Source organism: Yersinia sp. KBS0713, assembly GCF_005937895.2.
GTDB lineage: Bacteria > Pseudomonadota > Gammaproteobacteria > Enterobacterales > Enterobacteriaceae > Yersinia > Yersinia bercovieri.
On sequence record NZ_CP042173.1, the window covers coordinates 1,049,591 to 1,073,421 of the forward strand.

A 23,831-nucleotide genomic window follows, 5' to 3' on the forward strand; every position below is an offset into this window, starting at 1 on the left:
TTCCGCCAAAATATGTGATTGCAGGCGATAACTGCTTTATCAGGCAAAAAAAAACGGGTGGTTAGCCCGCTTGTTTCAATATTAGTCGATAGTGCGTAATAACTCATTAATACCAACTTTTCCGCGTGTTTTGGCATCAACTTTTTTCACGATAACTGCACAGTATAGACTGTAGCTGCCGTCTTTTGATGGCAGGTTACCTGAAACGACAACCGAACCTGCTGGAACACGGCCATAGTGGATTTCACCGGTTTCACGATCATAAATACGGGTGCTTTGGCCGATAAATACCCCCATGGAGATAACGGAACCCTCTTCGACGATCACCCCTTCGACCACTTCTGAACGTGCGCCCACAAAGCAGTTGTCTTCGATAATGGTTGGGTTAGCTTGCAGTGGCTCCAGTACGCCGCCAATGCCAACACCGCCAGATAAGTGCACGTTCTTACCAATTTGCGCGCAAGAGCCGACAGTAGCCCATGTGTCGACCATGGTGCCTTCATCAACGAATGCGCCAATATTCACATAAGAGGGCATCAGCACGGTATTACGGGCAATAAAGGCCCCTTTACGCACTGTTGCCGGTGGCACCACGCGGAAGCCTTCACGTTGGAAACGTGCTTCGTCATAACCCGCGAACTTCATCGGCACTTTATCGTAGTAGCGGGTCTCTGCGCCTTCCATAACCTGATTATCATTAATGCGGAAAGAGAGCAGCACCGCTTTTTTCAGCCATTGGTGAGTGACCCACTGACCATCAATTTTTTCTGCAACACGCAGTGCGCCGGTATCGAGTAGATCGATCACGTGATTAATAGCTTCGCGCGTGATGGTGTCTACGTTCGCTGGCGTAATCTCTGCACGGCGCTCGAAGGCGGTTTCAATAACGTTTTGTAGTTGTTGCATTCTATTTCTCTTCCCTAACATTAAGAAGTTGTAAGTAAATTAATCGCTAAAAAGTTATTTGTATCACAGTTTATCGTTCGGATTGAGGGTATCTGTCAACCGTTGTGCTAATTCACGGCGCGTTTCTACACTCAATGCGCGGCGATCTTTATCGGCTAACACAAATAGATCCTCCACCCGTTCGCCGATCGTCGTGATACGTGCGCTATGTAGTGATAATCCTAAATCCGCAAAAATCTCGCCAACGCGCGCCAGTAGGCCCGGCTGATCCAGCGCAATTAGCTCAAGATAAGTTCGGCGCTCATTGTGAGTCGGCAAAAAGTTAGTTTCAGTCGGCACGCTGAAATGCCGCAGCTTGGGTGATAACCGCCTGACGCGCGGATGCTGATAGTTTGGTTGCGTCATAGCTTGCTCTAAAGCATGGCTGATGATGGGATGCCTATCTTGCGCCAGCGGGCTGCCATCTGGCTCCAGCACCACAAAGGTATCCATCGCCATCCCATCGCGGTTGGTGAAAATTTGTGCGTCATGGACACTCAGGTTGCGGCGATCCAACTCACCGACAACCGCGGCAAATAGTGATGGGCGATCAGGGCTCCAGATGAAGATTTCGGTGCCGCCACGGGTTGCCTGATGGCTAACCAGCACCAGCGGTTTGGTTGAGTCATGGGCCAGCAAATGGCGGGCATGCCAGGCCAATTGATTGGGTGAATGGCGCAGGAAGTAATCGGCCCGACAGCGGCTCCAGATACGATGTAGCGCTTCTTCATCAATATTATCCATCCGCAGCAGTGCCAGGGCCTGTAGCCGATGGTGGCGGACGCGATCACGTAAATCTGGGCTATTTTGCATACCACGGCGTAGCTGTTTCTCGGTCGCAAAATAGAGTTCGCGTAACAGGCTCTGTTTCCAGCTATTCCACAGGGTTTCATTGGTGGCGCAAATATCGGCTACGGTCAGACTGACTAAATAGCGCAAGCGGGTTTCGCTTTGTACCTCAGCGGAGAATTGCTGAATCACATCCGGATCTTGAATGTCCCGCCGCTGGGCGGTTACTGACATCAATAAATGGCAGCGGACTAACCAGGCGACCAACTGCGCCTCCCGTGAGTTAAGCCCATGCTGCTCAGCAAATTCCAGTACATCGTGAGCGCCGAGAATTGAATGGTCACCACCACGACCTTTGGCAATATCGTGGAATAGCGCGGCGAGCAGCAGTAATTCAGGCTGAGGCAGGCGCGGATAAAGCTCTACACACAAAGGGTGCTGTGGCCGTGTCTTTTCATCGGCGAAACTTTCGAGCTTAAGTAGCACTCGAATCGTGTGCTCATCAACGGTATAAGCATGAAACAGGTCAAACTGCATCTGGCCGACGATACTGCCCCATTGCGGCATATAGGCCCAGAGTACACTGTGGCGATGCATTGGCAGCAATGCGCGGGAGACCGCCCCTGGATGGCGCAAGATTGCCATAAACAGCTTACGGGCTTCAGGAATGTGACATAGCGGCTGCTTCAAATGCCGGCGGGCATGGCGTAAGCGGCGCATCGTAGTGGAGTAAATGCCTTTGATCTCCTGATTGCGAACCATCAGGTAAAACATGCGCATAATTGCTTCGGGCTGCTGTACAAAGAGATTCTCATCACGCAGATCAATGAGATCGCCACGTAACTGAAATTCATCATCCAGCGGGCGCGGTTTTTCATTGGTATCTAGCGCCAGTATGGCTTCGTCAAACAGCTGCAACAACATATTGTTCAGTTCGCTAACCCGGCGTGTCATACGATAAAAATCCTTCATCATATGCTCGACCGGTTCATTGCCTTCGCCCTGATATTGCAACAGCTGGGCAACACTGAGTTGGCGGTCAAATAGCAGGCGGTTATCGTAACGGGTCAATACCAGATGCAGCGCAAAACGGATACGCCATAAAAAGCTTTGGCTTTCAATCAGTTCGTTGCGCTCAGCTTTGGTCAGAAAACCGAAATCAACCATCTCACTTAACGAGGTGGCACCAAAATGACGACGCGCCACCCAGAGTAGGGTATGGATATCCCTTAATCCGCCAGGGCTGCTTTTGATATCTGGCTCGAGATTGTAGCTGGTGCCGTGGTAGCGCTTATGCCGCTCTTGCTGTTCGGCAACTTTGGCATGGAAAAATTGGGGTGAAGGCCAGAATCCGTCGCTAAAAATGTGTTTTTGCATCTGTAAAAACAGGGCTACATCGCCACAAATTAAGCGAGATTCAATCATATTGGTGGCAACGGTGAGATCAGCTAGCCCTTCCAGCAAGCACTCCTCCAGCGTTCGCACACTATGGCCGACTTCTAACTTCAGATCCCATAGCAGCGTAATCAACTGACCGATTTTCTGAGCATGTTCATCATTTAGGCGCTGCTTACTTAGGACAAGCACATCAATGTCTGACAGGGGATGTAGTTCGCCCCGACCATAGCCACCGACGGCGACCAGCGCGGTTTCTGGCACCTCATCAAAGCCATAGAATGTCCATAGTCGCCGTAACAGACGATCAATGTAATCACTGCGCGCAGCAATGAGTATCTCGGCGCTTATTCCACCGTTGAATGCTTCAGTTAGCCAGAATTGAAACGTCTCAAGCCGTTGCTTGAGTATCTGGCAATTAAGCTCGCCATCAAGATAGGTGCTGGGTGATGGGGGCTGCTCAGGAATAGTCAGCGTGAGCGCGCGTGATTCAGAGTGCTCGGTATGATTTTCAGACATATGTTTACCCGATGAATATTTACCCGATGAATGTATATCGGATAAAAAACGCAGCCCATAAAAAAGCCGGCGGGTGCCGGCTTGTCGTTATTACTCGTGCGTTATGATGTTGGGGATGGTGTCATCCTTGCGCAACGTCATTATTTCGCAGCCGTTATCCGTTACCACAATAGTATGCTCATACTGTGCCGACAAGCTGCGATCTTTAGTTTTTACTGTCCAACCATCTTTCATGGTGCGAATGCGGTAATCCCCTGCATTGACCATGGGTTCAATGGTGAACGCCATACCTGGTTGCAAAATGACGCCGCCGTCATCGGCATCGTAGTGCAGCACTTGTGGCTCTTCATGGAAACCTTCGCCAATGCCGTGACCACAATATTCACGTACCACCGAGAAGTTTTCCGCTTCCACAAACTTCTGGATCTCTTTACCCAGCGTACGCAGACGAATACCCGGTTTGACCATGTTGATGGCCAGATACAGGCTCTCTTGTGTCACGCGGCACAACCGCTCACCCAAAATGGTCGGTTTGCCGACAATGAACATTTTTGAGGTATCGCCATGGAAGCCATCTTTAATCACGGTAACGTCGATATTCACGATATCGCCATCTTTCAGGACTTTTTCATCACTGGGGATACCGTGGCAAATGACCTCATTCACCGAGATACAGACAGATTTCGGAAAGCCGTGATAGCCCAAACATGCAGAAATAGCCTGCTGGTGGTTGGTGATATGGTCGTGACAAATGCGGTCGAGTTCACCGGTGGTTACCCCAGGTTTGACGTGAGGCTCAATGATCTCCAGCACTTCAGCAGCCAGGCGGCCAGCAACGCGCATTTTTTGAATATCTTCAGGTGTTTTGATTGAGATTGCCATGCAAAAGTGTCCGTAGGGGCTGTGAATATCAGCCGCCATTATTAATATGACCTTCGTACTTGAGGTGCAGGGGCGAACTTGCTACCGAGCTGCCACGCCAAATGTTCAGGGCATAGATGCAGAAAAAAACAGGTGTATGTCGATTAATAAAAAATCTGTCGCCAATGTTACCAGCCCTGCAATTTGCTGCCAAACTTTCGTTTGCAGTCGCGGCACAAGATGCAACAAAAGTTGGTGTGTTGTGGCTGTTTATGGTATAAAGCGCGCCGGCGAACCGTACTGTGTTCTTGGAGATATTCTGGTCACGAATACGTTGTTTAGCTGAGTAATACCAATCGCACTCATATGTGTAAATAACACACACGTGTCGACACATACGCCGGGGTGCCCTAAAGTTTTTGATTAATATCAATCGCTTATGGGGTCGGCGTTATGGGACACGTGGAGGCATAACCCCAACTGATACTATAGAGGTTTTAATCATGGCAACTGTTTCCATGCGCGACATGCTCCAGGCCGGTGTTCACTTCGGTCACCAGACCCGTTACTGGAACCCGAAAATGAAGCCTTTCATCTTCGGCGCACGTAACAAAGTTCACATCATCAACCTGGAAAAGACCGTACCACTGTTCAACGAAGCTCTGGCTGAATTGAAAAAGATCTCTTCCCGTAAAGGTAAGATCTTGTTCGTTGGTACTAAACGCGCAGCAAGCGAAGCGGTAAAAGAAGCTGCCAACAACTGCGACCAGTTCTTCGTGAACCATCGCTGGTTGGGCGGGATGCTGACTAACTGGAAAACAGTTCGTCAGTCCATCAAACGTTTGAAAGATTTGGAAATCCAGTCTCAAGACGGCACCTTTGACAAGCTGACCAAAAAAGAAGCGCTGATGCGTACTCGTGAGCTGAACAAGCTGGAAAACAGCCTGGGCGGTATCAAAGACATGGGCGGTTTACCAGACGCTCTGTTTGTTGTTGATGCTGATCACGAACACATCGCTATCAAAGAAGCTAACAACCTGGGTATCCCGGTATTCTCTATCGTTGATACTAACTCCGATCCAGATGGCGTTGACTTCATCATCCCAGGTAACGACGACGCAATCCGTGCAGTTAAGCTGTACCTGAGCGCGGTTGCTACTGCCGTCAATGAAGGTCGTTCTCAAGATCTGGCCGTTCAAGCGGAAGAAAGCTTCGTAGAAGCTGAATAATAAGTCAGGCTCGCAGGAGCCCTTATTAACCAGGTATTGAAATATGTTGGTTAGGGGGGCCTTTTATAGGCCCCCTTTGCGTATCTAATGTGAGATCTTCTCTTCACAAGAGAACCGAGGAAATTTAAATGGTTGCTATTACCGCTGCTTTGGTAAAAGAACTGCGTGAGCGTACTGCCGCAGGCATGATGGAATGTAAAAAGGCGTTGGTTGAAGCTAACGGCGACATCGAGCTTGCCATCGACAATATGCGTAAATCTGGTCAGGCTAAAGCTGCCAAGAAAGCAGGTCGTATCGCTGCTGAAGGCATCATCCTGGCTAAAGTTTCAGCCGACGGTAAATTCGGTGTGATTCTGGAACTGAACTGCGAAACTGACTTCGTTGCTAAAGATGCTGGCTTCAAAGCATTTGGTGAAGAAGTTATCAACGCAGCTCTGGCTGACAAAATCGCTGATATCGACGCTCTGAAAGCTAAGTTCGAAGAACAACGTGCAAACCTGGTGGCTAAAATCGGTGAGAATATCAATATTCGCCGTATTGCTGCGCTGGAAGGCGACGTTCTGGGGACTTATCTGCACGGCGCACGTATCGGCGTTATGGTTGCTGCAACTGGCGCTGATGAAGAGCTGGTTAAGCACATTGCTATGCACATTGCTGCAAGCAAACCTGAATATGTTAAGCCAGATGATGTTCCTGCTGAAGTTGTTGCTCGTGAGCACCAAATCCAGTTGGACATTGCTATCGAATCCGGCAAGCCACGTGAAATTGCTGAGAAGATGGTTGAAGGCCGCATGCGTAAGTTCACCGGCGAAGTTTCTCTGACTGGTCAGAACTTCGTTATGGACCCAAGCAAAACTGTTGGCGATTTGTTGAAAGAGAACAAAGCTGACGTTGTAAACTTCATCCGCTTCGAAGTGGGCGAAGGCATCGAGAAAGCTGAGACTGACTTTGCTGCTGAAGTTGCAGCAATGAGCAAACAGTCTTAATGCTAAAAATGGGCCGCCAATAGGCGGTTCCATTTTATTCACTCCCCAATATTTTTACTGCTGCTTAGGACAGAACACCATGGCAACCAATGCAAAACCCGTATATCAGCGTATCCTGCTTAAGCTTAGTGGCGAAGCCCTGCAAGGCGCAGAAGGTTTTGGTATCGACGCAAGCGTTTTGGATCGCATGGCTCAAGAAGTTAAAGAGCTGGTCGAATTGGGCATTCAGGTCGGTGTGGTCATTGGCGGTGGTAACTTATTCCGCGGTGCCGGTTTGGCACAGGCAGGAATGAACCGCGTCGTGGGCGACCACATGGGAATGCTGGCTACCGTAATGAACGGCCTGGCAATGCGAGATGCACTGCACCGTGCCTATGTGAACGCCCGCCTGATGTCAGCTATTCCATTGAATGGTGTGTGTGATAATTACAGCTGGGCTGAAGCTATCAGCTTGCTGCGCCACAACCGCGTGGTGATTTTTGCCGCCGGTACGGGTAACCCCTTCTTCACCACTGACTCTGCTGCGTGTCTGCGTGGTATTGAAATCGAAGCTGATGTTGTGTTGAAAGCCACCAAAGTCGATGGGGTTTACTCCGCAGATCCGGTGAAAAATCCTGACGCGACGCTATATGAACAGCTAACCTATCAGGACGTTTTAGAGCGTGAACTGAAAGTTATGGATCTGGCAGCCTTCACTCTGGCTCGTGACCATAATCTGCCAATTCGCGTCTTCAACATGAATAAGCCAGGCGCTCTGCGTCGCGTGGTGATGGGTGAGAATGAAGGGACGTTGATCACTAAAGAAGTGACCTCGATCGCGAAATAAGCGGCTACTCGTCCTGTCAGGGGGATCTCAATTGAAGATTTGCCCCTCTAGCCAGCAACTGTTGGTTTGTATATTCACTGGCTATACTGAAGTTATGGCCTGCCAAGTAACCAGTTTTCAAGGGTTGACAACGTGATTAACGAAATTAGAAAAGATACTGAAGTGCGCATGGAAAAATGCTTAGAAGCTTTCCAGAACCATATCAGTAAGATCCGTACCGGCCGTGCTTCTCCAAGTATTCTTGATGGCATTCAGGTTGAGTACTATGGTACTGCTACACCACTGCGCCAGTTGGCTAACATCGTTGTTGAAGACTCCCGTACTTTGGCGTTGACTGTTTTTGACCGCAGCCTGAGTGCAGCAGTTGAGAAAGCGATCATGACCTCTGATTTGGGCCTGAACCCCTCTTCTGCTGGCACCGTTATTCGTGTTCCACTGCCAGCATTGACTGAAGAGCGCCGTAAAGACCTGATCAAAGTTGTTCGCGCCGAAGCAGAGCAGGGCCGTGTTTCTATTCGTAATGTGCGCCGCGATGCTAACGAGAAAGTGAAAGCTTTGTTGAAAGATAAAGAGATCAGTGAAGACGAAGATCGTCGTTCTCAAGATGAAGTACAAAAGCTGACTGATGCCTTTATCAAGAAAGTTGATGCTGCATTGGCTGCGAAAGAAGCCGAGCTAATGGATTTCTAATCCTCATTCATAATTGCAAAGCGCTGCTTAGGTGGCGCTCTGCTTTCGGCCAATCTGTTATGAGCTCATAAAGCGCCATAAAATTGGGCACGAGGATATTAATAATACCGCCTGTCATACAGATGGTTAACGCCTCGCCTATCATAAAAACAGTTATTCAGAGCACTCTCATGAAGCAACTGACTATTCTTGGTTCTACTGGTTCCATCGGCAACAGCACTTTGGGTGTTGTGCGCGCTAATCCTGAATTATTCAAAGTCACTGCGTTGGTTGCTGGCCGCAATGTCGAGCAGATGGCTCAGCAATGTCTTGAATTCGCTCCCCGTTACGCTGCAATGTCCGATGAACTATCGGCTAAAGCGCTGCGCCTGCTATTGGCTGAAAAGGGATCAAGAACCGAAGTATACGCTGGCGAAAAAGCTGCCTGTGAACTGGCGGCGTTAGATGATGTTGATCAAGTGATGGCGGCGATTGTCGGTGTTGCCGGATTATCTTCTACATTGGCGGCGATTCGTGCGGGTAAACAGGTATTACTGGCTAACAAAGAGTCACTGATTACCTGCGGCAAGCTGTTTATGGATGAAGTTAAGAGCAGTAAAGCGCAACTGCTGCCAATTGACAGCGAGCATAATGCTATTTTTCAGAGTTTACCTGAAAAAATTCAGCGCCAATTAGGCTACTCTTCATTGAGTGAGAATGGCGTTTCTAGCATCATCTTGACTGGCTCTGGCGGTCCATTGCGTGAAACCCCGTTGTCGCAATTCGCCGATGTCACCCCGGATCAAGCTTGTGCTCATCCAAACTGGTCTATGGGGCGTAAAATTTCAGTCGATTCTGCGACAATGATGAATAAAGGGTTGGAGTATATTGAAGCCCGTTGGTTATTTAATGCTAGCGCAGAACAAATTGAGGTGATTTTACATCCTCAATCCGTCATTCACTCGATGGTGCGCTATCATGATGGCAGCGTGTTGGCACAAATGGGAACACCTGACATGCGCACACCGATTGCGCATGCCATGGCCTACCCAATGCGGGTTAACTCTGGTGTAACAGCACTGGATTTCTGCAAGATACGTGAACTGACCTTTGCTACACCGGATTATCAACGTTATCCATGCCTGAAATTGGCGATCGATGCATGTAATGCCGGGCAGGCCGCTACTACTGCACTGAATGCGGCTAACGAAGTCTCTGTCATGGCATTTTTAGATTCACAGATTCGCTTCACTGATATTGCAGCCATTAATCGAGTGGTAGTGGAGTCTTTGTCATTGCCAGAACCCAGCTGTGTGGATGAGGTGCTGGTGATTGATCGTAAAGCCCGTAATGCAGCTGCGAATGCAATCGCAAAATTGAATAATTCAGAGCTACTGCCTGATTTGGGAATTTGTTAGGGCAAGGCTGAGATGGTATAGTCTGCACCGTCGATGGAGAGATAGACTGTTGATTAGTGGCCCAATAGGTATTTAAACCGTCTATTTTGGCTGTCACTTAAGAAGCCGTGACTTGGTACACGGCTTTTTTTGTGCGCTTACTGCCTAATGTTCGGGACGAACAATTGGTTTATTGAGGAAATGAGTTCGCATTATGTCGTCTGTAAATGAAGATAGGGCTAACTTGTCCCCCCTGATACCACGCCATGTCGCTATCATTATGGATGGTAATGGGCGTTGGGCTAAAAATCAGGGTAAATTGAGGGTTTTCGGTCATAAAGCAGGAGTGAAGTCAGTTCGCCGGGCAGTGAGTTTTGCGGCTACTCATCATTTGGATGCGCTCACGCTTTATGCTTTCAGTAGTGAAAACTGGAACCGCCCTGCTCAAGAAGTCACCGCCCTGATGGAGCTTTTTGTTCGTGCGCTGGACAGCGAAGTAAAAAGCCTGCATAAACATAATGTGCGCTTATCGGTTATTGGTGATATCAGTCGATTTAGTGAACGTTTGCAACAACGGATCCGTCGCTCAGAAGTGTTAACAGCAAATAATGACGGTCTGAAACTTAACATTGCTGCCAATTATGGTGGGCGTTGGGATATTATTCAGGGTGTGCGCCATTTAGCTGAACAAGTACAGCGAGGGGAGCTGCAACCCACAGATATCAATGAAGAATCGCTAAACTCGCATATCTGCCTGCATGAGCAATCTGAGGTGGATTTAGTGATCAGAACCGGTGGTGAACATCGCATCAGTAATTTCTTGTTGTGGCAAATTGCCTATGCTGAACTTTACTTTACTGATGTACTCTGGCCTGATTTTGATGAACATGTCTTTGAAGGTGCGCTGAATGCATTTGCACAACGCGAGCGTCGCTTCGGGGGAACTACACCTATCGATGCCACTGCATCCTAGGGGGAACTTTTGCTGAAGTATCGTCTCATAACTGCTTTGATTTTGATTCCGGTTGTCATTGGTGCACTGTTCCTGCTTCCGCCGGTTGGTTTTGCTATTGTTACTCTCTTTGTCTGTATGCTTGCAGCATGGGAGTGGGGTCAATTAGCTGGATTTGCCAGTCGTTCACAGCGTATTTGGTTAGCTATACTTTGTGGTTTTCTACTTGTTCTGATGCTGCTTAGCCTTCCAGCCTATCAGCATTCAGCTCATCTTCCACAAGTGAGTGTTCCTCTCTGGCTCTCTATGGGCTGGTGGTTCGCTGCATTGCTGTTGGTGCTTACATACCCACGCTCTGCCGTGTTCTGGCGCGATTCACGTCTCTTACGTATAATTTTCGGCATTCTGACCATTGTCCCCTTTTTCTGGGGCATGGTGGCACTGCGCCAGTATGGTTATGACCAGCACCACAATATTGGTGCCTGGTGGCTGTTATACGTGATGCTTTTGGTGTGGGGCGCAGATTCTGGTGCTTACATGTTCGGTAAGTTATTCGGTAAACATAAATTAGCGCCTAAAGTCTCACCAGGTAAAACGTGGGAAGGATTAATTGGCGGTTTACTGACATCAGCTCTGATATCATGGTTGTTTGGTCGATATGCTCCATTGGATATCATCCCAGAAAAGCTGCTAATCTGTTCCGTGGTTGCTGCATTGGCCTCGGTACTCGGCGATTTGACCGAAAGTATGTTTAAACGTGAAGCGGGAATCAAAGACAGTGGTCATTTGATTCCTGGTCATGGTGGGATACTGGATCGTATCGATAGCCTGACCGCAGCTGTGCCGGTATTTGCCTGCTTAATGCTGTTAGTGTTTTAATCCGTCGCTGACGGGGAGTTTAGGGAATATGATGAGCATACTCTGGAGCCTGGCCGCGTTTATTATCGCACTGGGGATCTTAATTACAGTGCATGAGTTTGGCCACTTTTGGGTGGCGCGGCGCTGTGGTGTCCGTGTCGAACGCTTTTCTATTGGTTTTGGCAAAGCTTTATGGCGCCGGACTGATCGCCAGGGTACTGAGTATGTTATCGCCCTTATCCCGTTGGGGGGCTATGTTAAGATGTTGGATGAGCGTGTGGCGGCTGTTGCACCGGAGCTTCGCCATCAATCTTTTAACAATAAAACTGTTTTACAACGCGCGGCAATCGTCAGCGCGGGTCCTATAGCTAACTTCCTTTTTGCTGTCATTGCTTACTGGCTAGTGTTTATCATTGGCGTGCCAAGTGTGCGTCCGGTTGTGGGTGATATTTCGCCACAATCTATTGCTGCACAAGCCAATATTTCTCCGGGAATGGAACTTAAGTCTGTAGATGGTATCGAAACGCCTGACTGGGATTCTGTTCGTTTGGCATTAGTTAGTAAAATTGGCGACAAGCAAACACAAGTTGGTGTAGCTCCATTTGGTTCTGTCAATGCGCCTGATTCTGTTAACAACCCGGATTCTGTCAACAACATAGTGCAAAAGACGTTAGATTTGCGTCAGTGGCAATTTGAACCTGATAAGCAAGATCCTGTCGTTGCGCTGGGTATCATTCCTCGTGGTCCGCAGATTGAATCCGTCCTGGCAGAAGTTCAACCAGGGTCAGCGGCACAAAAGGCGGGTTTACAAGCGGGGGATAGGATCGTTAAAGTTGGCGGTCAATCACTGGATCGTTGGCAAACATTTGTTTTGCAGGTTCGTGATAACCCCGGTAAGCCACTGGTGTTAGATATTGAAAGGGGAAGTACCCCCTTGTCTTTAACCTTGATACCAGATACAAAATCGGTGGGAGCAAACCGCAGTGAAGGTTTTGCGGGCGTAGTGCCGAAAGTTATACCGCTTCCGGATGAATATAGAACGATTCGCCAATATGGCCCGTTCACGGCACTCTACCAAGCTGGGGATAAAACCTGGCAGTTGATGCGGTTGACGGTAAACATGTTGGGTAAACTGATTACTGGTGATGTTAAGCTGAATAACCTGAGTGGCCCGATATCTATTGCACAAGGTGCTGGGGTTTCAGCTGAGTACGGGTTGGTGTATTACCTAATGTTTTTGGCACTGATCAGTGTCAACTTAGGTATTATCAATCTGTTCCCGTTACCGGTATTAGATGGTGGACATCTGCTCTTCCTGGCGATAGAAAAGCTCAAGGGTGGGCCGGTTTCTGAGCGAGTACAGGACTTCAGTTATCGCATTGGCTCTATTTTGCTAGTGTTATTAATGGGGCTTGCACTTTTCAATGATTTCTCCCGTCTTTAACGGCAGGGGATAGGTTAGGAAGAACGCATAACAACGATGGCGATGAAAAAGTTGCTCATAGCGTCGCTGCTGTTTGGCAGCGCCACCGTATACGGTGCAGACGGGTTCGTAGTGAAAGATATTCATTTCGAAGGCCTGCAACGGGTCGCCGTCGGTGCGGCGTTACTTAATATGCCGGTTCGCGTAGGCGATACCGTCAGTGATGATGACATCGGTAAAACTATCCGTGCGTTGTTTGCTACAGGCAACTTCGAGGACGTTCGTGTCCTGCGCGATGGTGATACGCTGATTGTTCAAGTCAAAGAACGCCCAACGATTGCCAGCATCACTTTCTCCGGTAATAAAGCGGTGAAAGATGACATGCTTAAGCAGAATCTGGAAGCCTCTGGCGTCCGGATTGGCGAAGCCCTGGACCGTACCACTATATCCAGCATTGAAAAAGGACTCGAAGATTTCTACTACAGTGTGGGTAAATACAGCGCTTCAGTGAAGGCTGTTGTTACACCACTGCCACGTAATCGTGTCGATCTTAAATTGGTCTTTACCGAAGGTGTCTCTGCAAAAATTCAGCAGATTAACATCGTCGGCAATCACAGTTTCACCACCGATGAGCTAATCTCGCGCTTCCAATTGCGTGATGAAGTGCCATGGTGGAACGTGGTCGGTGATCGTAAATATCAGAAGCAGAAACTGGCGGGCGATCTTGAAATCCTGCGCAGCTTCTATCTGGATCGCGGCTATGCGCGCTTTAACATTGATTCAACCCAGGTGAGCTTGACGCCAGATAAAAAAGGCATCTATATCACCATCAATATTACCGAAGGCGATCAATACAAGCTTAACAGCGTAGTTGTGAGCGGTAATCTTGCAGGCCATCAATCTGATGCTGACAAGCTGGTCAAGATTGAGCCGGGTGAGTTATATAACGGCAGTAAAGTCACGCGCATGGAAGAGGACATCAAGAAGATGTTGGGCCGTTATGGCTATGCCTATCCGCGTGTCGTGTCTCAGCCTGAAATTAACGATGCTGATAAAACCGTCAAACTGCATATCAATGTAGATGCGGGTAACCGTTTCTATGTCCGTAATGTTCGTTTCGAAGGTAATGACACCAGTAAAGACTCCGTATTGCGCCGTGAAATGCGTCAGATGGAAGGTGCATGGCTAGGTAATGATCAGGTCGAAGCGGGTAAGGAGCGTTTGAACCGTTTAGGCTATTTTGAAACCGTTGATGTTGAAACTCAACGTGTGCCAGGAACTGCTGATCAGGTCGACGTGACCTACAAAGTTAAAGAACGCAACACAGGTAGCCTAAACTTTGGTATCGGTTACGGTACTGAAAGTGGCGTGAGCTTCCAGGTTGGTGTTCAACAGGATAACTGGCTGGGTACGGGTAATACTGTTGGCATTAACGGTACGAAGAACGACTACCAGACCTATGCTGAATTTACCTTAACCGATCCTTACTTCACCGTTGATGGTGTCAGTTTGGGCGGGCGTATCTTCTATAATGATTTTAAAGCAGATAATGCAGATCTATCTGGCTATACCAACAGCAGTTATGGTGTTGATGGTACTTTAGGCTTCCCAATCAATGAGAATAACTCATTGCGTGTCGGCTTAGGTTACGTCCATAACGATCTGTCAGATATGGAACCGCAAGTTGCAATGTGGCGATATCTTGACTCTGTTGGCCAAGATCCTAATCTGATTGACCGTGCAGGTTTCACTGCCGACGATTTCACACTGAATCTGGGTTGGACATATAACAACCTTGACCGTGGTTTCTTCCCAACCAAGGGTGTTAAATCATCAGTAAATACCAAAGTCACTGTGCCGGGCTCTGATAACGAGTTCTATAAAGTGACTTTCGATACCTCTGCGTATCAGCCGTTAGATGAAGATCATTCGTGGGTGCTCTTGGGGCGTGGCCGCTTGGGTTATGGCGACGGTATTGGCTCTAAAGAGATGCCATTCTACGAAAACTTCTATGCCGGTGGCTCTAGTACAGTTCGTGGTTTCCGATCAAATAACATCGGGCCTAAAGCTGCATACTATAATGCTAATGGAACTGTTAGAGACTCTACCGATGCTGTCGGGGGTAACGCGATGGCGGTGGCCAGTTTAGAGCTGATTACACCGACACCGTTTATCAGTGAGAAATACGCTAACTCTATACGTACCTCATTCTTTATTGATTCCGGTACGGTATGGGATACCAATTGGGAAAATACCGCAGCTACACGAGCTGCTGGCATACCTGATTACAGTAAAGCGAGTAATATTCGTGTGTCTGCCGGTGTGTCATTGCAATGGATGTCTCCATTGGGGCCATTAGTGTTCTCATATGCTAAACCGGTTAAAGATTACGAAGGCGATAAGTCAGAACAATTCCAGTTTAACATTGGTAAAACTTGGTAATTGATTGGCAAAGCAGTACTGAATTTTCAAGACAGCACTGGTAGTTGGAAAAACCTAAAGTAGCGTTGGCCTAGGTCGGCGCTATCTTAGGCATTATTCAGCATTAAGTGCACTTCAAGGTGTCTCTGACACAAACGGGTAATGGTAAGGAGTTTATAGTGAAAAAGTGGTTGTGTGCCGCAAGTCTTGGTTTAGCATTGGCAGCTTCTGCCAGCGTTCAAGCCGCTGACAAGATTGCTATTGTTAATGTTTCCAGCATTTTCCAACAATTACCTGCGCGTGAAACCGTAGCTAAGCAGCTGGAGAATGAATTCAAAGGCCGTGCAACCGAATTGCAAGGGATGGAGAAAGATCTGCAGACTAAAATGCAGAAACTGCAACGTGACGGTTCTACCATGAAGGCCAGTGATCGTACTAAGCTGGAAAATGACGTAATGAAACAGCGTGAAACTTTCTCAACTAAAGCCCAGGCTTTTGAGCAAGACAATCGCCGCCGTCAGATGGAAGAACGTAACAAAATTCTGAGTCGTATTCAGGACGCTGTGAAATCTGTTGCTAGCAAAGGCGGTTATGATGTGGTGATTGATGCGAATGCTGTTGCATACGCAGATCCTGCTAAAGACATTACTGCTGACGTGCTGAAACAGGTTAAATAAAACATGCCTTCAATTCGACTGGCTGATTTAGCCCAGCAGTTGGATGCACAGGTGCACGGTGATGGCGATCTTGTCATCACCGGCATCGCTTCTATGCATTCTGCCGAGCCTTCGCAAATCACATTCTTGTCAAACAGCCGTTATCAGGAACAACTCGCCACTTGCCATGCCGGTGCTGTGGTGCTGACAGAAGCTGACTTACCTTTTTGTAAATCTGCGGCTTTGGTGGTTAAAAATCCTTATTTAACCTATGCACGTATGGCGCAGATAATGGATACCACACCTCAACCGGCGCAAGATATTGCACCAAGCGCGGTGATCTCCGTGCAGGCAACTCTGGGAGATAATGTCTCTGTCGGTGCTAATGCGGTGATAGAGTCTGGTGTTGTGCTGGGTGATAACGTGGTTATCGGTGCTGGCTGCTTTATTGGTAAGAATACTCACATAGGTGCTGGTAGCCGTTTGTGGGCCAATGTCTCCGTTTATCATGAAGTTGTGATTGGACAAAACTGTCTGATTCAATCCGGTACGGTCATTGGTGCAGATGGTTTTGGCTATGCAAATGATCGTGGCAATTGGATAAAAATACCACAGCTCGGTTCTGTACATATTGGCGACCGCGTTGAGATTGGTGCTTGTACAACGATTGACCGTGGTGCACTGGATAATACGATTATTGGTAATGGTGTCATCATTGATAATCAATGTCAGATTGCACATAACGTTGTGATTGGCGACAATACCGCAGTTGCGGGTGGTGTTATCATGGCGGGTAGTCTGAAAGTTGGCCGCTACTGTATGATAGGTGGTGCCAGCGTGATCAATGGTCATATGGAGATTTGTGACAAAGTCACAATTACTGGAATGGGAATGGTGATGCGCCCAATCACTGAACCTGGGTTATACTCCTCCGGTATTCCGCTACAACCGAATAAAGTTTGGCGCAAGACAGCTGCTTTAGTGATGAATATTGATGGGATTAATAAGCGATTAAAAGCTATTGAGCGTAAAATCGATAAAGAATAATCACTCAAGCCCGACACTCTGAGCGAATAATTAAACTTATTGGCAATTGATGCCAAAAGTAGATACCCAAAGAAATTGGTGTTGCAGCTAGTATCACCGCAGTTTCAGTTCGAAGGGTATACAGAGTTCCTAATTTGCGGCCTGCCTAATGCCTCCCTTTTGGGGCAGTGCAGGCCGTGTTGTTGATAGCATCAGTTTTTTAGACAGGAAGAGTATTTTGACTACTGACACTCATACTCTGCATATTGAAGAGATTTTGGATCTACTCCCGCACCGTTTTCCGTTCTTGCTGGTAGATCGCGTCCTTGATTTTGAGGAAGGAAAATTTCTGCGTGCAGTGAAGAACGTCTCTTTCAACGAGCCATTTTTCCAAGGCCACTTTCCGGGCAAGCCAATCTTCCCGGGTGTGCTGATTTTAGAAGCGATGGCTCAAGCTACCGGGATTTTGGCCTTTAAGAGCCGTGGTAAACTTGAACCGGGTGAGCTTTATTATTTTGCTGGTATCGATGAAGCTCGCTTCAAACGTCCAGTAGTCCCTGGCGATCAAATGATCATGGAAGTTGAGTTTGTCAAAGAGCGCCGTGGTCTGACTCGCTTTACTGGTGTTGCGAAAGTAGATGGTGAAATTGTTTGTACGGCCACTATGATGTGTGCTCGTAGCAAACCCGCGACACCGCCAGCAGAACCTGTAGTTGCAAAGGAGTCCTGATACGTGATTGACAAAACGGCCGTTATCCATCCAAGTTCTATTGTTGAAGAAGGCGCAGTTATTGGCGCTGGCGTTCATATTGGCCCCTTCTGCTTTGTCGGATCCCAGGTGGAAATCGGCGCTGGCACGGAACTGAAGTCCCATGTCGTCGTTAATGGAATAACAAAAATCGGCTGCGATAATCAGATTTATCAATTCGCTTCTATTGGTGAAGCAAATCAGGATCTGAAATATGCAGGCGAGCCAACTCGAGTCGAGATCGGTTCACGTAACCGTATCCGCGAAAGCGTTTCTATCCACCGTGGCACAGTGCAAGGTGGTGAATTGACAAAAGTAGGCAACGATAATTTACTGATGATCAATGCCCATATTGCCCATGACTGTATCATTGGTGATCGTTGTATTCTTGCGAATAATGCAACGTTGGGTGGTCATGTGGAAATTGACGATTATGCCATTATTGGTGGTATGACAGCTGTTCATCAATTCTGCGTGATCGGTGCGCATGTTATGGTGGGTGGTTGTTCTGGTGTTGCTCAGGACGTGCCTCCGTTTGTCATTGCTCAGGGTAACCATGCGACACCGTTCGGTATTAATATCGAAGGGTTGAAACGCCGTGGCTTCGACAAAGAATCACTTCACGCTATCCGCAATGCGTATAAGTTACTGTATCGCAGTGGCCGGACATTGGATGAAGTGAAGCCCGAAATTGCCGAATTGGCGGAACAATATCCGGCGGTTAAGGCATTCAGTGACTTCTTTGCTCGCTCCACTCGCGGCATTATTCGCTGATCTATGCAAAATAGCCCATTATCTGTTGATCGTCCATTAAGTGGCGGGCGTCCTTTAACGATAGGTTTAGTCGCCGGAGAGACGTCTGGCGACATTCTGGGTGCAGGGTTAATTCGTGCACTGAAAGCTCAGGTGCCTGATGCGCGCTTTGTCGGTGTCGCAGGGCCTCTGATGCAAGCTGAAGGATGTGAAGCCTGGTTTGAGATGGAAGAGTTGGCAGTGATGGGGGTTGTTGAAGTACTAGAGCGACTGCCACGCCTGCTGAAAATCCGAAAAGATCTGACCCAGCGTTTTAGTGAGCTATCCCCGGATGTTTTTGTCGGTATCGATGCACCTGATTTCAATATCACCCTTGAAGGGCGCTTGAAACAGCGAGGTATCCGAACCATTCATTATGTCAGCCCGTCAGTGTGGGCCTGGCGACAAAAACGTGTTTTCAAAATAGGTAAAGCGACTGATATGGTGCTTGCTTTTCTCCCTTTTGAAAAAGCGTTTTACGATCGCTTTAATGTTCCTTGCCGCTTTATCGGTCATACCATGGCCGATGCCATGCCGTTAACCCCTGATAAACAAGCCGCAAGAGCAGAGCTGGCTATTGCGCCGAATGTGCCTTGCTTAGCCTTATTACCAGGGAGTCGTCACTCTGAAGTTGAAATGCTCAGTGGCGATTTTCTGCGTACAGCAGTGCTCCTGAGGGAGCAACTGCCTGAACTGGAAGTGCTGGTTCCCCTCGTTAACAGCAAACGACGCGAGCAGTTTGAGCGAATTAAGGCCGAGATTGCCCCTGATTTATCCGTGCATTTACTCGATGGTAATGCCCGTGCGGCGATGATCGCCAGTGACGCAACACTGCTGGCATCCGGCACTGCGGCGTTGGAGTGCATGTTAGCTAAATGCCCAATGGTGGTCGGTTACCGGATGAAACCTTTCACCTTCTGGTTGGCAGAGCGTCTGGTCAAAACGCCCTATGTTTCGTTACCGAATCTGTTAGCGGGCGAAGAGTTGGTGACTGAACTGCTACAACAAGAGTGTCAGCCGCAAAAATTAGCCGATGCACTGCTGCCTTTGTTGCAAGGTGGTGAAGCGGTTGAGATATTAAAAGCGCGTTTTCTGATCTTACATCAGAGCATTCGCTGTGGCGCAGATGAGCAAGCTGCGCAAGCGGTTTTGGAGTTGGCAGGACGATGACTGATATTTTTATATATCCGCAGGCAAATCTGATTGCCGGTGTGGATGAAGTTGGCCGTGGCCCTTTAGTCGGCGCGGTTGTCACTGCTGCCGTGATCCTCGATCCTAAGCGGCCAATCGTAGGCCTTGCTGATTCGAAAAAGTTGAGTGAAAAGCGCCGCTTATCACTTTATGATGAAATTACCGACAAGGCATTATCGTGGAGCCTTGGTCGCGCAGAGCCAGAAGAGATAGATCGCCTGAATATATTGCACGCGACGATGCTGGCTATGCAGAGGGCGGTTGCAGGGCTGCATATCACCCCTGATTATGTTTTGATTGACGGTAACCGCTGCCCGAAACTGGCTATGCCGTCATTAGCCGTGGTAAAAGGCGATAGCCGAGTGGCAGAGATCAGCGCTGCCTCGATCCTGGCTAAAGTGACGCGAGATCGTGAAATGACTGAGTTGGATCGCCATTTCCCTGAATATGGTTTTGCGCAACATAAAGGCTATCCAACCGCTGTCCATTTGGAAAAATTGTCCGCCTTCGGTGCGACAGAGCATCACCGACGTAGTTTCGGTCCGGTTAAACGTGTGCTGGGTCTGGTGTAAGCCACCAAGCAACATCCATAACGTATCGATATGATTCCTCAGCAGTGAATCGCTGAGGGCATGATTCAATCCACTAATTTCTGGTATCTGGATATGGCCGAACCTCGTTTTGTCCACCTGCGTGTTCACAGCGACTACTCCATGATCGATGGATTAGCCAAGATTGGGCCATTGGTGAAAAGAGCTGCTGCGCTAGGTATGCCCGCTCTGGCCATTACCGACTTCACTAACCTTTGCGGCTTGGTGAAATTCTACGGTAGCGCTCATGGTGCTGGGATTAAGCCCATCATTGGCGCCGACTTCTACGTGCAAAGCGAAATTCTGGGTGATGAATTAGCCCATCTCACTGTGCTGGCACGCAATAACGAAGGTTATCAAAACCTGACTTTACTGATCTCCGAAGCCTATCAACGTGGTTATGGCGCTGCTGGGCCTATCATTGATCGTGATTGGTTGATCCGGCATAAAGAGGGGCTGATCCTGCTATCTGGTGGCCGGATGGGGGATGTCGGCAAATTTATTTTGCGTGGTAATCAGATTCAGGTTGATCAGTGTCTTGAGTTTTATCAGGAGCATTTTCCTGGCAGCTACTATCTGGAATTAATTCGTACCGGTCGGCCGGATGAAGAGAATTATCTGCATGCCGCTGTAGCATTAGCTACTGAGCGTGGCTTGCCGGTAGTGGCAACCAATGATGTGCGTTTTATCGATGAATCCGATTTTGATGCCCATGAGATCCGCGTCGCCATCCATGACGGTTTTACACTGGTTGATCCTAAGCGGCCCAAAAATTATAGCCCTCAGCAGTTTATGCGCGATGAAGAGCAGATGTGTGAACTGTTCGCGGATATCCCTGAGGCACTGATCAACAGTGTTGAAATCGCCAAACGTTGCAATGTGACCATCCGTCTCGGGGAGTATTTCTTACCGCAATTCCCGACCGGGAAGATGAGTACAGAAGATTTTCTAGTCGAGAAGTCGAAACAAGGTTTAGAAGAGCGGCTTGAGCTACTCTTCCCTGACCCTGAAGTGCGGGCGCAGAAACGACCAGAGTACGACGAGCGCCTGGAAATTGAGCTGAAAGTGATTAACCAGATGGGCTTCCCTGGTTACTTCTTGATCGTAATGGAATTTATCCAGTGGTCGAAAGATAATGGTGTACCAGTAGGGCCGGGGCGAGGCTCGGGTGCGGGCTCTTTGGTGGCGTATGCGCTAAAAATTACCGACCTTGATCCATTGGCATTTGACCTGCTGTTCGAACGTTTTCTCAACCCAGAACGTGTCTCAATGCCCGACTTCGACGTTGACTTCTGTATGGAGAAACGCGATCTGGTGATTGAGCACGTGGCGGATATGTATGGTCGTGATGCGGTTTCCCAGATTATTACGTTTGGTACCATGGCGGCTAAAGCCGTCATTCGCGATGTTGGTCGCGTACTGGGCCACCCCTATGGTTTTGTCGATCGAATCTCCAAATTAGTTCCACCAGACCCAGGTATGACCCTGGAAAAAGCCTTCGCAGCTGAACCCCAATTGCCTGAAATTTATGAGGCAGATGAGGAGGTTAGAGCGCTGATTGATATGGCGCGCAAGCTGGAAGGGGTAACGCGTAACGCCGGTAAACATGCCGGTGGTGTGGTGATCGCGCCGACTAAAATTACTGATTTTGCACCGCTATATTGCGATGCAGAAGGCAACAACCCCGTTACCCAGTTCGATAAAAATGATGTGGAATATGCCGGGCTGGTGAAGTTTGACTTCCTCGGTTTGCGAACACTCACTATCATTAACTGGGCGCTGGAGATGATTAACGCCCGGCGCGCCAAAACCGGGTTAGAGCCAATAGATATCGCCTCTATTCCGCTGGAAGATAAAAAAAGCTTCGATATGCTGCAACGTTCGGAAACGACAGCGGTATTCCAGCTTGAATCCAGAGGGATGAAGGATCTTATTAAGCGCCTGAAGCCTGACTGCTTCGAAGATATGATAGCACTGGTGGCGTTATTCCGCCCCGGTCCGCTGCAATCAGGGATGGTAGATAACTTTATCGACCGCAAACATGGCCGTGAAGCGATATCTTATCCGGATATTGAGTGGCAACATGAGTCCTTGAAACCGGTGCTTGAACCGACTTATGGCATCATTTTGTATCAAGAACAGGTTATGCAGATAGCCCAGGTTCTGTCTGGTTATTCACTCGGCGGCGCAGATATGTTGCGCCGTGCGATGGGTAAGAAAAACCCGGCAGAGATGGCTAAACAGCGCTCTGTATTTGAAGATGGTGCAAAAAATCAGGGCATTGATGGTGAACTAGCGATTAAGATTTTTGACCTGGTAGAGAAATTTGCCGGTTATGGTTTCAACAAATCTCACTCCGCAGCATATGCATTGGTCTCCTACCAAACGCTTTGGTTGAAGGCGCATTATCCGGCTGAATTTATGGCGGCAGTCATGACCGCTGATATGGATAACACCGATAAAGTGGTTGGTTTGGTCGACGAATGCTGGCGTATGGGGCTGAAAATTCTGCCTCCTGACATCAACAGCGGCCTGTATCATTTCCATGTTAATGATGAAGGCGAGATCGTTTATGGCATCGGGGCCATCAAGGGTGTGGGCGAAGGGCCGATTGAGGCCATGCTGGAAGCCCGTAAAGAGGGCGGACACTTCAAAGAGTTATTTGATTTGTGTGCCAGAGTCGATACCAAAAAACTCAATCGCCGCATCTTAGAAAAATTGATTATGTCCGGTGCCTTTGACCGTCTGGGGCCGCACCGTGCCGCATTGATGAGTTCGTTGGGCGAAGCATTAAAAGCTGCTGACCAGCATGCCAAGGCCGAAGCTATTGGTCAGGCAGATATGTTTGGTGTATTGGCTGATGCGCCTGAGCAGGTTGAGCAATCTTATGCTAATGTGCCGCCGTGGCAGGAGCAAATTGTCTTAGACGGTGAGCGGGAAACGCTGGGGCTGTACCTGACCGGTCACCCGATCACCCAATATCTCAAGGAGATAGAGCGTTATGCCGGCGGGCAGCGTTTGAAAGATATGCATCCGACGGATCGGGGCAAAATGACCACTGCAGTGGGGCTGGTTATCGCGGCAAGGGTTATGGTAACAAAACGCGGGAATCGCATTGGTATTTGTACTTTGGATGACCGCTCCGGGCGTCTGGAGGTGATGCTATTCACCGATGCGTTGGAAAAATATCAGCATTTATTGGAAAAAGACCGTATCCTGATAGCCACCGGACAGGTCAGCTTTGATGACTTTAGTGGTGGACTTAAAATGACCGCCCGTGAGTTAATGGACATCAGTGAAGCTCGTGAAAAATATGCCCGTGGGCTTGCTATATCGCTGACCGACAGGCAAATTGATGACCAGCTTTTGAACCGTCTCCGTCAATCGTTGGAACCCCATCGAGCGGGGACGATCCCAGTGCATCTTTATTACCAACGGGAAGATGCTCGCGCCCGGCTGCGGTTTGGAGCCACATGGCGCGTGACGCCCACCGATCGCTTATTGATAGATTTGCGGACGCTGGTAGGTAATGAGCAGGTGGAACTGGAATTTGACTAA

At 48.5% G+C, this 23,831-nt stretch carries 20 protein-coding genes; 17 read left to right on the forward strand and 3 right to left on the reverse strand.

Going from position 1 to position 23,831, the window contains the following annotated elements; genetic code table 11:
- Positions 1-81: 81 nt before the first annotated feature.
- The 3 genes from dapD to map form a co-directional block, all read right to left on the reverse strand.
- Positions 82-906 (reverse strand): 2,3,4,5-tetrahydropyridine-2,6-dicarboxylate N-succinyltransferase, encoded by an 825-nt coding sequence (dapD, locus tag FFE93_RS04850; RefSeq protein ID WP_032898236.1) that lies wholly within the window; start codon positions 904-906, stop codon positions 82-84.
- Between the two features lie 63 nt (positions 907-969).
- The gene (glnD, locus tag FFE93_RS04855; RefSeq protein ID WP_005276092.1) at positions 970-3,648 is read right to left on the reverse strand and encodes a bifunctional uridylyltransferase/uridylyl-removing protein GlnD; all 2,679 of its coding nucleotides are present in this window, start codon (positions 3,646-3,648) and stop codon (positions 970-972) included.
- Positions 3,649-3,738: 90 nt separating this feature from the next.
- A complete protein-coding gene (gene map / locus FFE93_RS04860; protein WP_032898237.1) occupies positions 3,739-4,530 on the reverse strand; it encodes a type I methionyl aminopeptidase in 792 nt (263 codons plus the stop codon).
- A 116-nt stretch (positions 4,531-4,646) separates the two neighbouring features.
- Here map and FFE93_RS21475 point away from each other — a divergent pair, with 116 nt between their 5' ends.
- The 17 genes from FFE93_RS21475 to dnaE all read left to right on the forward strand — a co-directional run bounded on the left by FFE93_RS21475 (position 4,647) and on the right by dnaE (position 23,831).
- A complete protein-coding gene (locus FFE93_RS21475; protein ID WP_005276097.1) occupies positions 4,647-4,790 on the forward strand; it encodes a hypothetical protein in 144 nt (47 codons plus the stop codon).
- Positions 4,791-5,012: 222 nt separating this feature from the next.
- On the forward strand, positions 5,013-5,738 hold the full coding sequence (gene rpsB, locus FFE93_RS04865) for a 30S ribosomal protein S2 (protein WP_004706703.1): 726 nt from the start codon (positions 5,013-5,015) through the stop codon (positions 5,736-5,738).
- A gap of 128 nt (positions 5,739-5,866) precedes the next feature.
- Positions 5,867-6,724, forward strand: a complete 858-nt coding sequence (gene tsf / locus FFE93_RS04870; RefSeq protein ID WP_005276101.1) for a translation elongation factor Ts — start codon at positions 5,867-5,869, stop codon at positions 6,722-6,724.
- 79 nt (positions 6,725-6,803) lie between these two features.
- Complete coding sequence (gene pyrH, locus FFE93_RS04875) at positions 6,804-7,550, forward strand: UMP kinase (protein WP_005185746.1); 747 nt, start codon at positions 6,804-6,806, stop codon at positions 7,548-7,550.
- Positions 7,551-7,682: 132 nt separating this feature from the next.
- Positions 7,683-8,240, forward strand: a complete 558-nt coding sequence (gene frr / locus FFE93_RS04880; protein ID WP_004874494.1) for a ribosome recycling factor — start codon at positions 7,683-7,685, stop codon at positions 8,238-8,240.
- A gap of 170 nt (positions 8,241-8,410) precedes the next feature.
- Positions 8,411-9,637: a 1-deoxy-D-xylulose-5-phosphate reductoisomerase gene (ispC, locus tag FFE93_RS04885; RefSeq protein ID WP_005276105.1), complete on the forward strand. Its 1,227-nt coding sequence runs from the start codon at positions 8,411-8,413 to the stop codon at positions 9,635-9,637.
- Positions 9,638-9,830: 193 nt separating this feature from the next.
- On the forward strand, positions 9,831-10,589 hold the full coding sequence (gene ispU, locus FFE93_RS04890) for a (2E,6E)-farnesyl-diphosphate-specific ditrans,polycis-undecaprenyl-diphosphate synthase (RefSeq protein ID WP_032898238.1): 759 nt from the start codon (positions 9,831-9,833) through the stop codon (positions 10,587-10,589).
- A 9-nt stretch (positions 10,590-10,598) separates the two neighbouring features.
- Positions 10,599-11,447: a phosphatidate cytidylyltransferase gene (gene cdsA / locus FFE93_RS04895; protein WP_032898239.1), complete on the forward strand. Its 849-nt coding sequence runs from the start codon at positions 10,599-10,601 to the stop codon at positions 11,445-11,447.
- Positions 11,448-11,475: 28 nt separating this feature from the next.
- A complete protein-coding gene (gene rseP / locus FFE93_RS04900) occupies positions 11,476-12,870 on the forward strand; it encodes a sigma E protease regulator RseP (protein ID WP_005276116.1) in 1,395 nt (464 codons plus the stop codon).
- Between the two features lie 36 nt (positions 12,871-12,906).
- Positions 12,907-15,291 (forward strand): outer membrane protein assembly factor BamA, encoded by a 2,385-nt coding sequence (bamA, locus tag FFE93_RS04905; protein WP_005276119.1) that lies wholly within the window; start codon positions 12,907-12,909, stop codon positions 15,289-15,291.
- A 158-nt stretch (positions 15,292-15,449) separates the two neighbouring features.
- A complete protein-coding gene (gene skp, locus FFE93_RS04910) occupies positions 15,450-15,947 on the forward strand; it encodes a molecular chaperone Skp (protein WP_032898241.1) in 498 nt (165 codons plus the stop codon).
- A 3-nt stretch (positions 15,948-15,950) separates the two neighbouring features.
- Positions 15,951-16,973 (forward strand): UDP-3-O-(3-hydroxymyristoyl)glucosamine N-acyltransferase, encoded by a 1,023-nt coding sequence (gene lpxD, locus FFE93_RS04915; protein ID WP_005276124.1) that lies wholly within the window; start codon positions 15,951-15,953, stop codon positions 16,971-16,973.
- A 217-nt stretch (positions 16,974-17,190) separates the two neighbouring features.
- On the forward strand, positions 17,191-17,682 hold the full coding sequence (fabZ, locus tag FFE93_RS04920; protein ID WP_004874503.1) for a 3-hydroxyacyl-ACP dehydratase FabZ: 492 nt from the start codon (positions 17,191-17,193) through the stop codon (positions 17,680-17,682).
- Positions 17,683-17,685: 3 nt separating this feature from the next.
- The gene (lpxA, locus tag FFE93_RS04925) at positions 17,686-18,474 is read left to right on the forward strand and encodes an acyl-ACP--UDP-N-acetylglucosamine O-acyltransferase (protein ID WP_005276132.1); all 789 of its coding nucleotides are present in this window, start codon (positions 17,686-17,688) and stop codon (positions 18,472-18,474) included.
- A gap of 3 nt (positions 18,475-18,477) precedes the next feature.
- Complete coding sequence (gene lpxB, locus FFE93_RS04930) at positions 18,478-19,662, forward strand: lipid-A-disaccharide synthase (RefSeq protein WP_005276135.1); 1,185 nt, start codon at positions 18,478-18,480, stop codon at positions 19,660-19,662.
- The gene (gene rnhB / locus FFE93_RS04935) at positions 19,659-20,255 is read left to right on the forward strand and encodes a ribonuclease HII (RefSeq protein ID WP_032898243.1); all 597 of its coding nucleotides are present in this window, start codon (positions 19,659-19,661) and stop codon (positions 20,253-20,255) included. The genes lpxB and rnhB overlap by 4 nt, the downstream gene beginning before the upstream one ends.
- 93 nt (positions 20,256-20,348) lie before the next feature.
- The gene (gene dnaE, locus FFE93_RS04940) at positions 20,349-23,831 is read left to right on the forward strand and encodes a DNA polymerase III subunit alpha (protein ID WP_032898248.1); all 3,483 of its coding nucleotides are present in this window, start codon (positions 20,349-20,351) and stop codon (positions 23,829-23,831) included.

What these genes read in the sequence shown, in the direction of transcription:
- lpxB (WP_005276135.1), top strand. Translation starts at nt 18,478, where the DNA reads ATGCAAAATAGCCCATTATCTGTTGATCGTCCATTAAGTGGCGGGCGT.
- FFE93_RS21475 (WP_005276097.1), top strand. Translation starts at nt 4,647, where the DNA reads ATGCAGAAAAAAACAGGTGTATGTCGATTAATAAAAAATCTGTCGCCA.
- glnD (WP_005276092.1), bottom strand. Translation starts at nt 3,648, where the DNA reads ATGTCTGAAAATCATACCGAGCACTCTGAATCACGCGCGCTCACGCTG.
- rseP (WP_005276116.1), top strand. Translation starts at nt 11,476, where the DNA reads ATGATGAGCATACTCTGGAGCCTGGCCGCGTTTATTATCGCACTGGGG.
- ispU (WP_032898238.1), top strand. Translation starts at nt 9,831, where the DNA reads ATGTCGTCTGTAAATGAAGATAGGGCTAACTTGTCCCCCCTGATACCA.
- dnaE (WP_032898248.1), top strand. Translation starts at nt 20,349, where the DNA reads ATGGCCGAACCTCGTTTTGTCCACCTGCGTGTTCACAGCGACTACTCC.
- ispC (WP_005276105.1), top strand. Translation starts at nt 8,411, where the DNA reads ATGAAGCAACTGACTATTCTTGGTTCTACTGGTTCCATCGGCAACAGC.
- bamA (WP_005276119.1), top strand. Translation starts at nt 12,907, where the DNA reads ATGGCGATGAAAAAGTTGCTCATAGCGTCGCTGCTGTTTGGCAGCGCC.
- tsf (WP_005276101.1), top strand. Translation starts at nt 5,867, where the DNA reads ATGGTTGCTATTACCGCTGCTTTGGTAAAAGAACTGCGTGAGCGTACT.
- rpsB (WP_004706703.1), top strand. Translation starts at nt 5,013, where the DNA reads ATGGCAACTGTTTCCATGCGCGACATGCTCCAGGCCGGTGTTCACTTC.
- dapD (WP_032898236.1), bottom strand. Translation starts at nt 906, where the DNA reads ATGCAACAACTACAAAACGTTATTGAAACCGCCTTCGAGCGCCGTGCA.
- map (WP_032898237.1), bottom strand. Translation starts at nt 4,530, where the DNA reads ATGGCAATCTCAATCAAAACACCTGAAGATATTCAAAAAATGCGCGTT.
- pyrH (WP_005185746.1), top strand. Translation starts at nt 6,804, where the DNA reads ATGGCAACCAATGCAAAACCCGTATATCAGCGTATCCTGCTTAAGCTT.
- rnhB (WP_032898243.1), top strand. Translation starts at nt 19,659, where the DNA reads ATGACTGATATTTTTATATATCCGCAGGCAAATCTGATTGCCGGTGTG.
- lpxD (WP_005276124.1), top strand. Translation starts at nt 15,951, where the DNA reads ATGCCTTCAATTCGACTGGCTGATTTAGCCCAGCAGTTGGATGCACAG.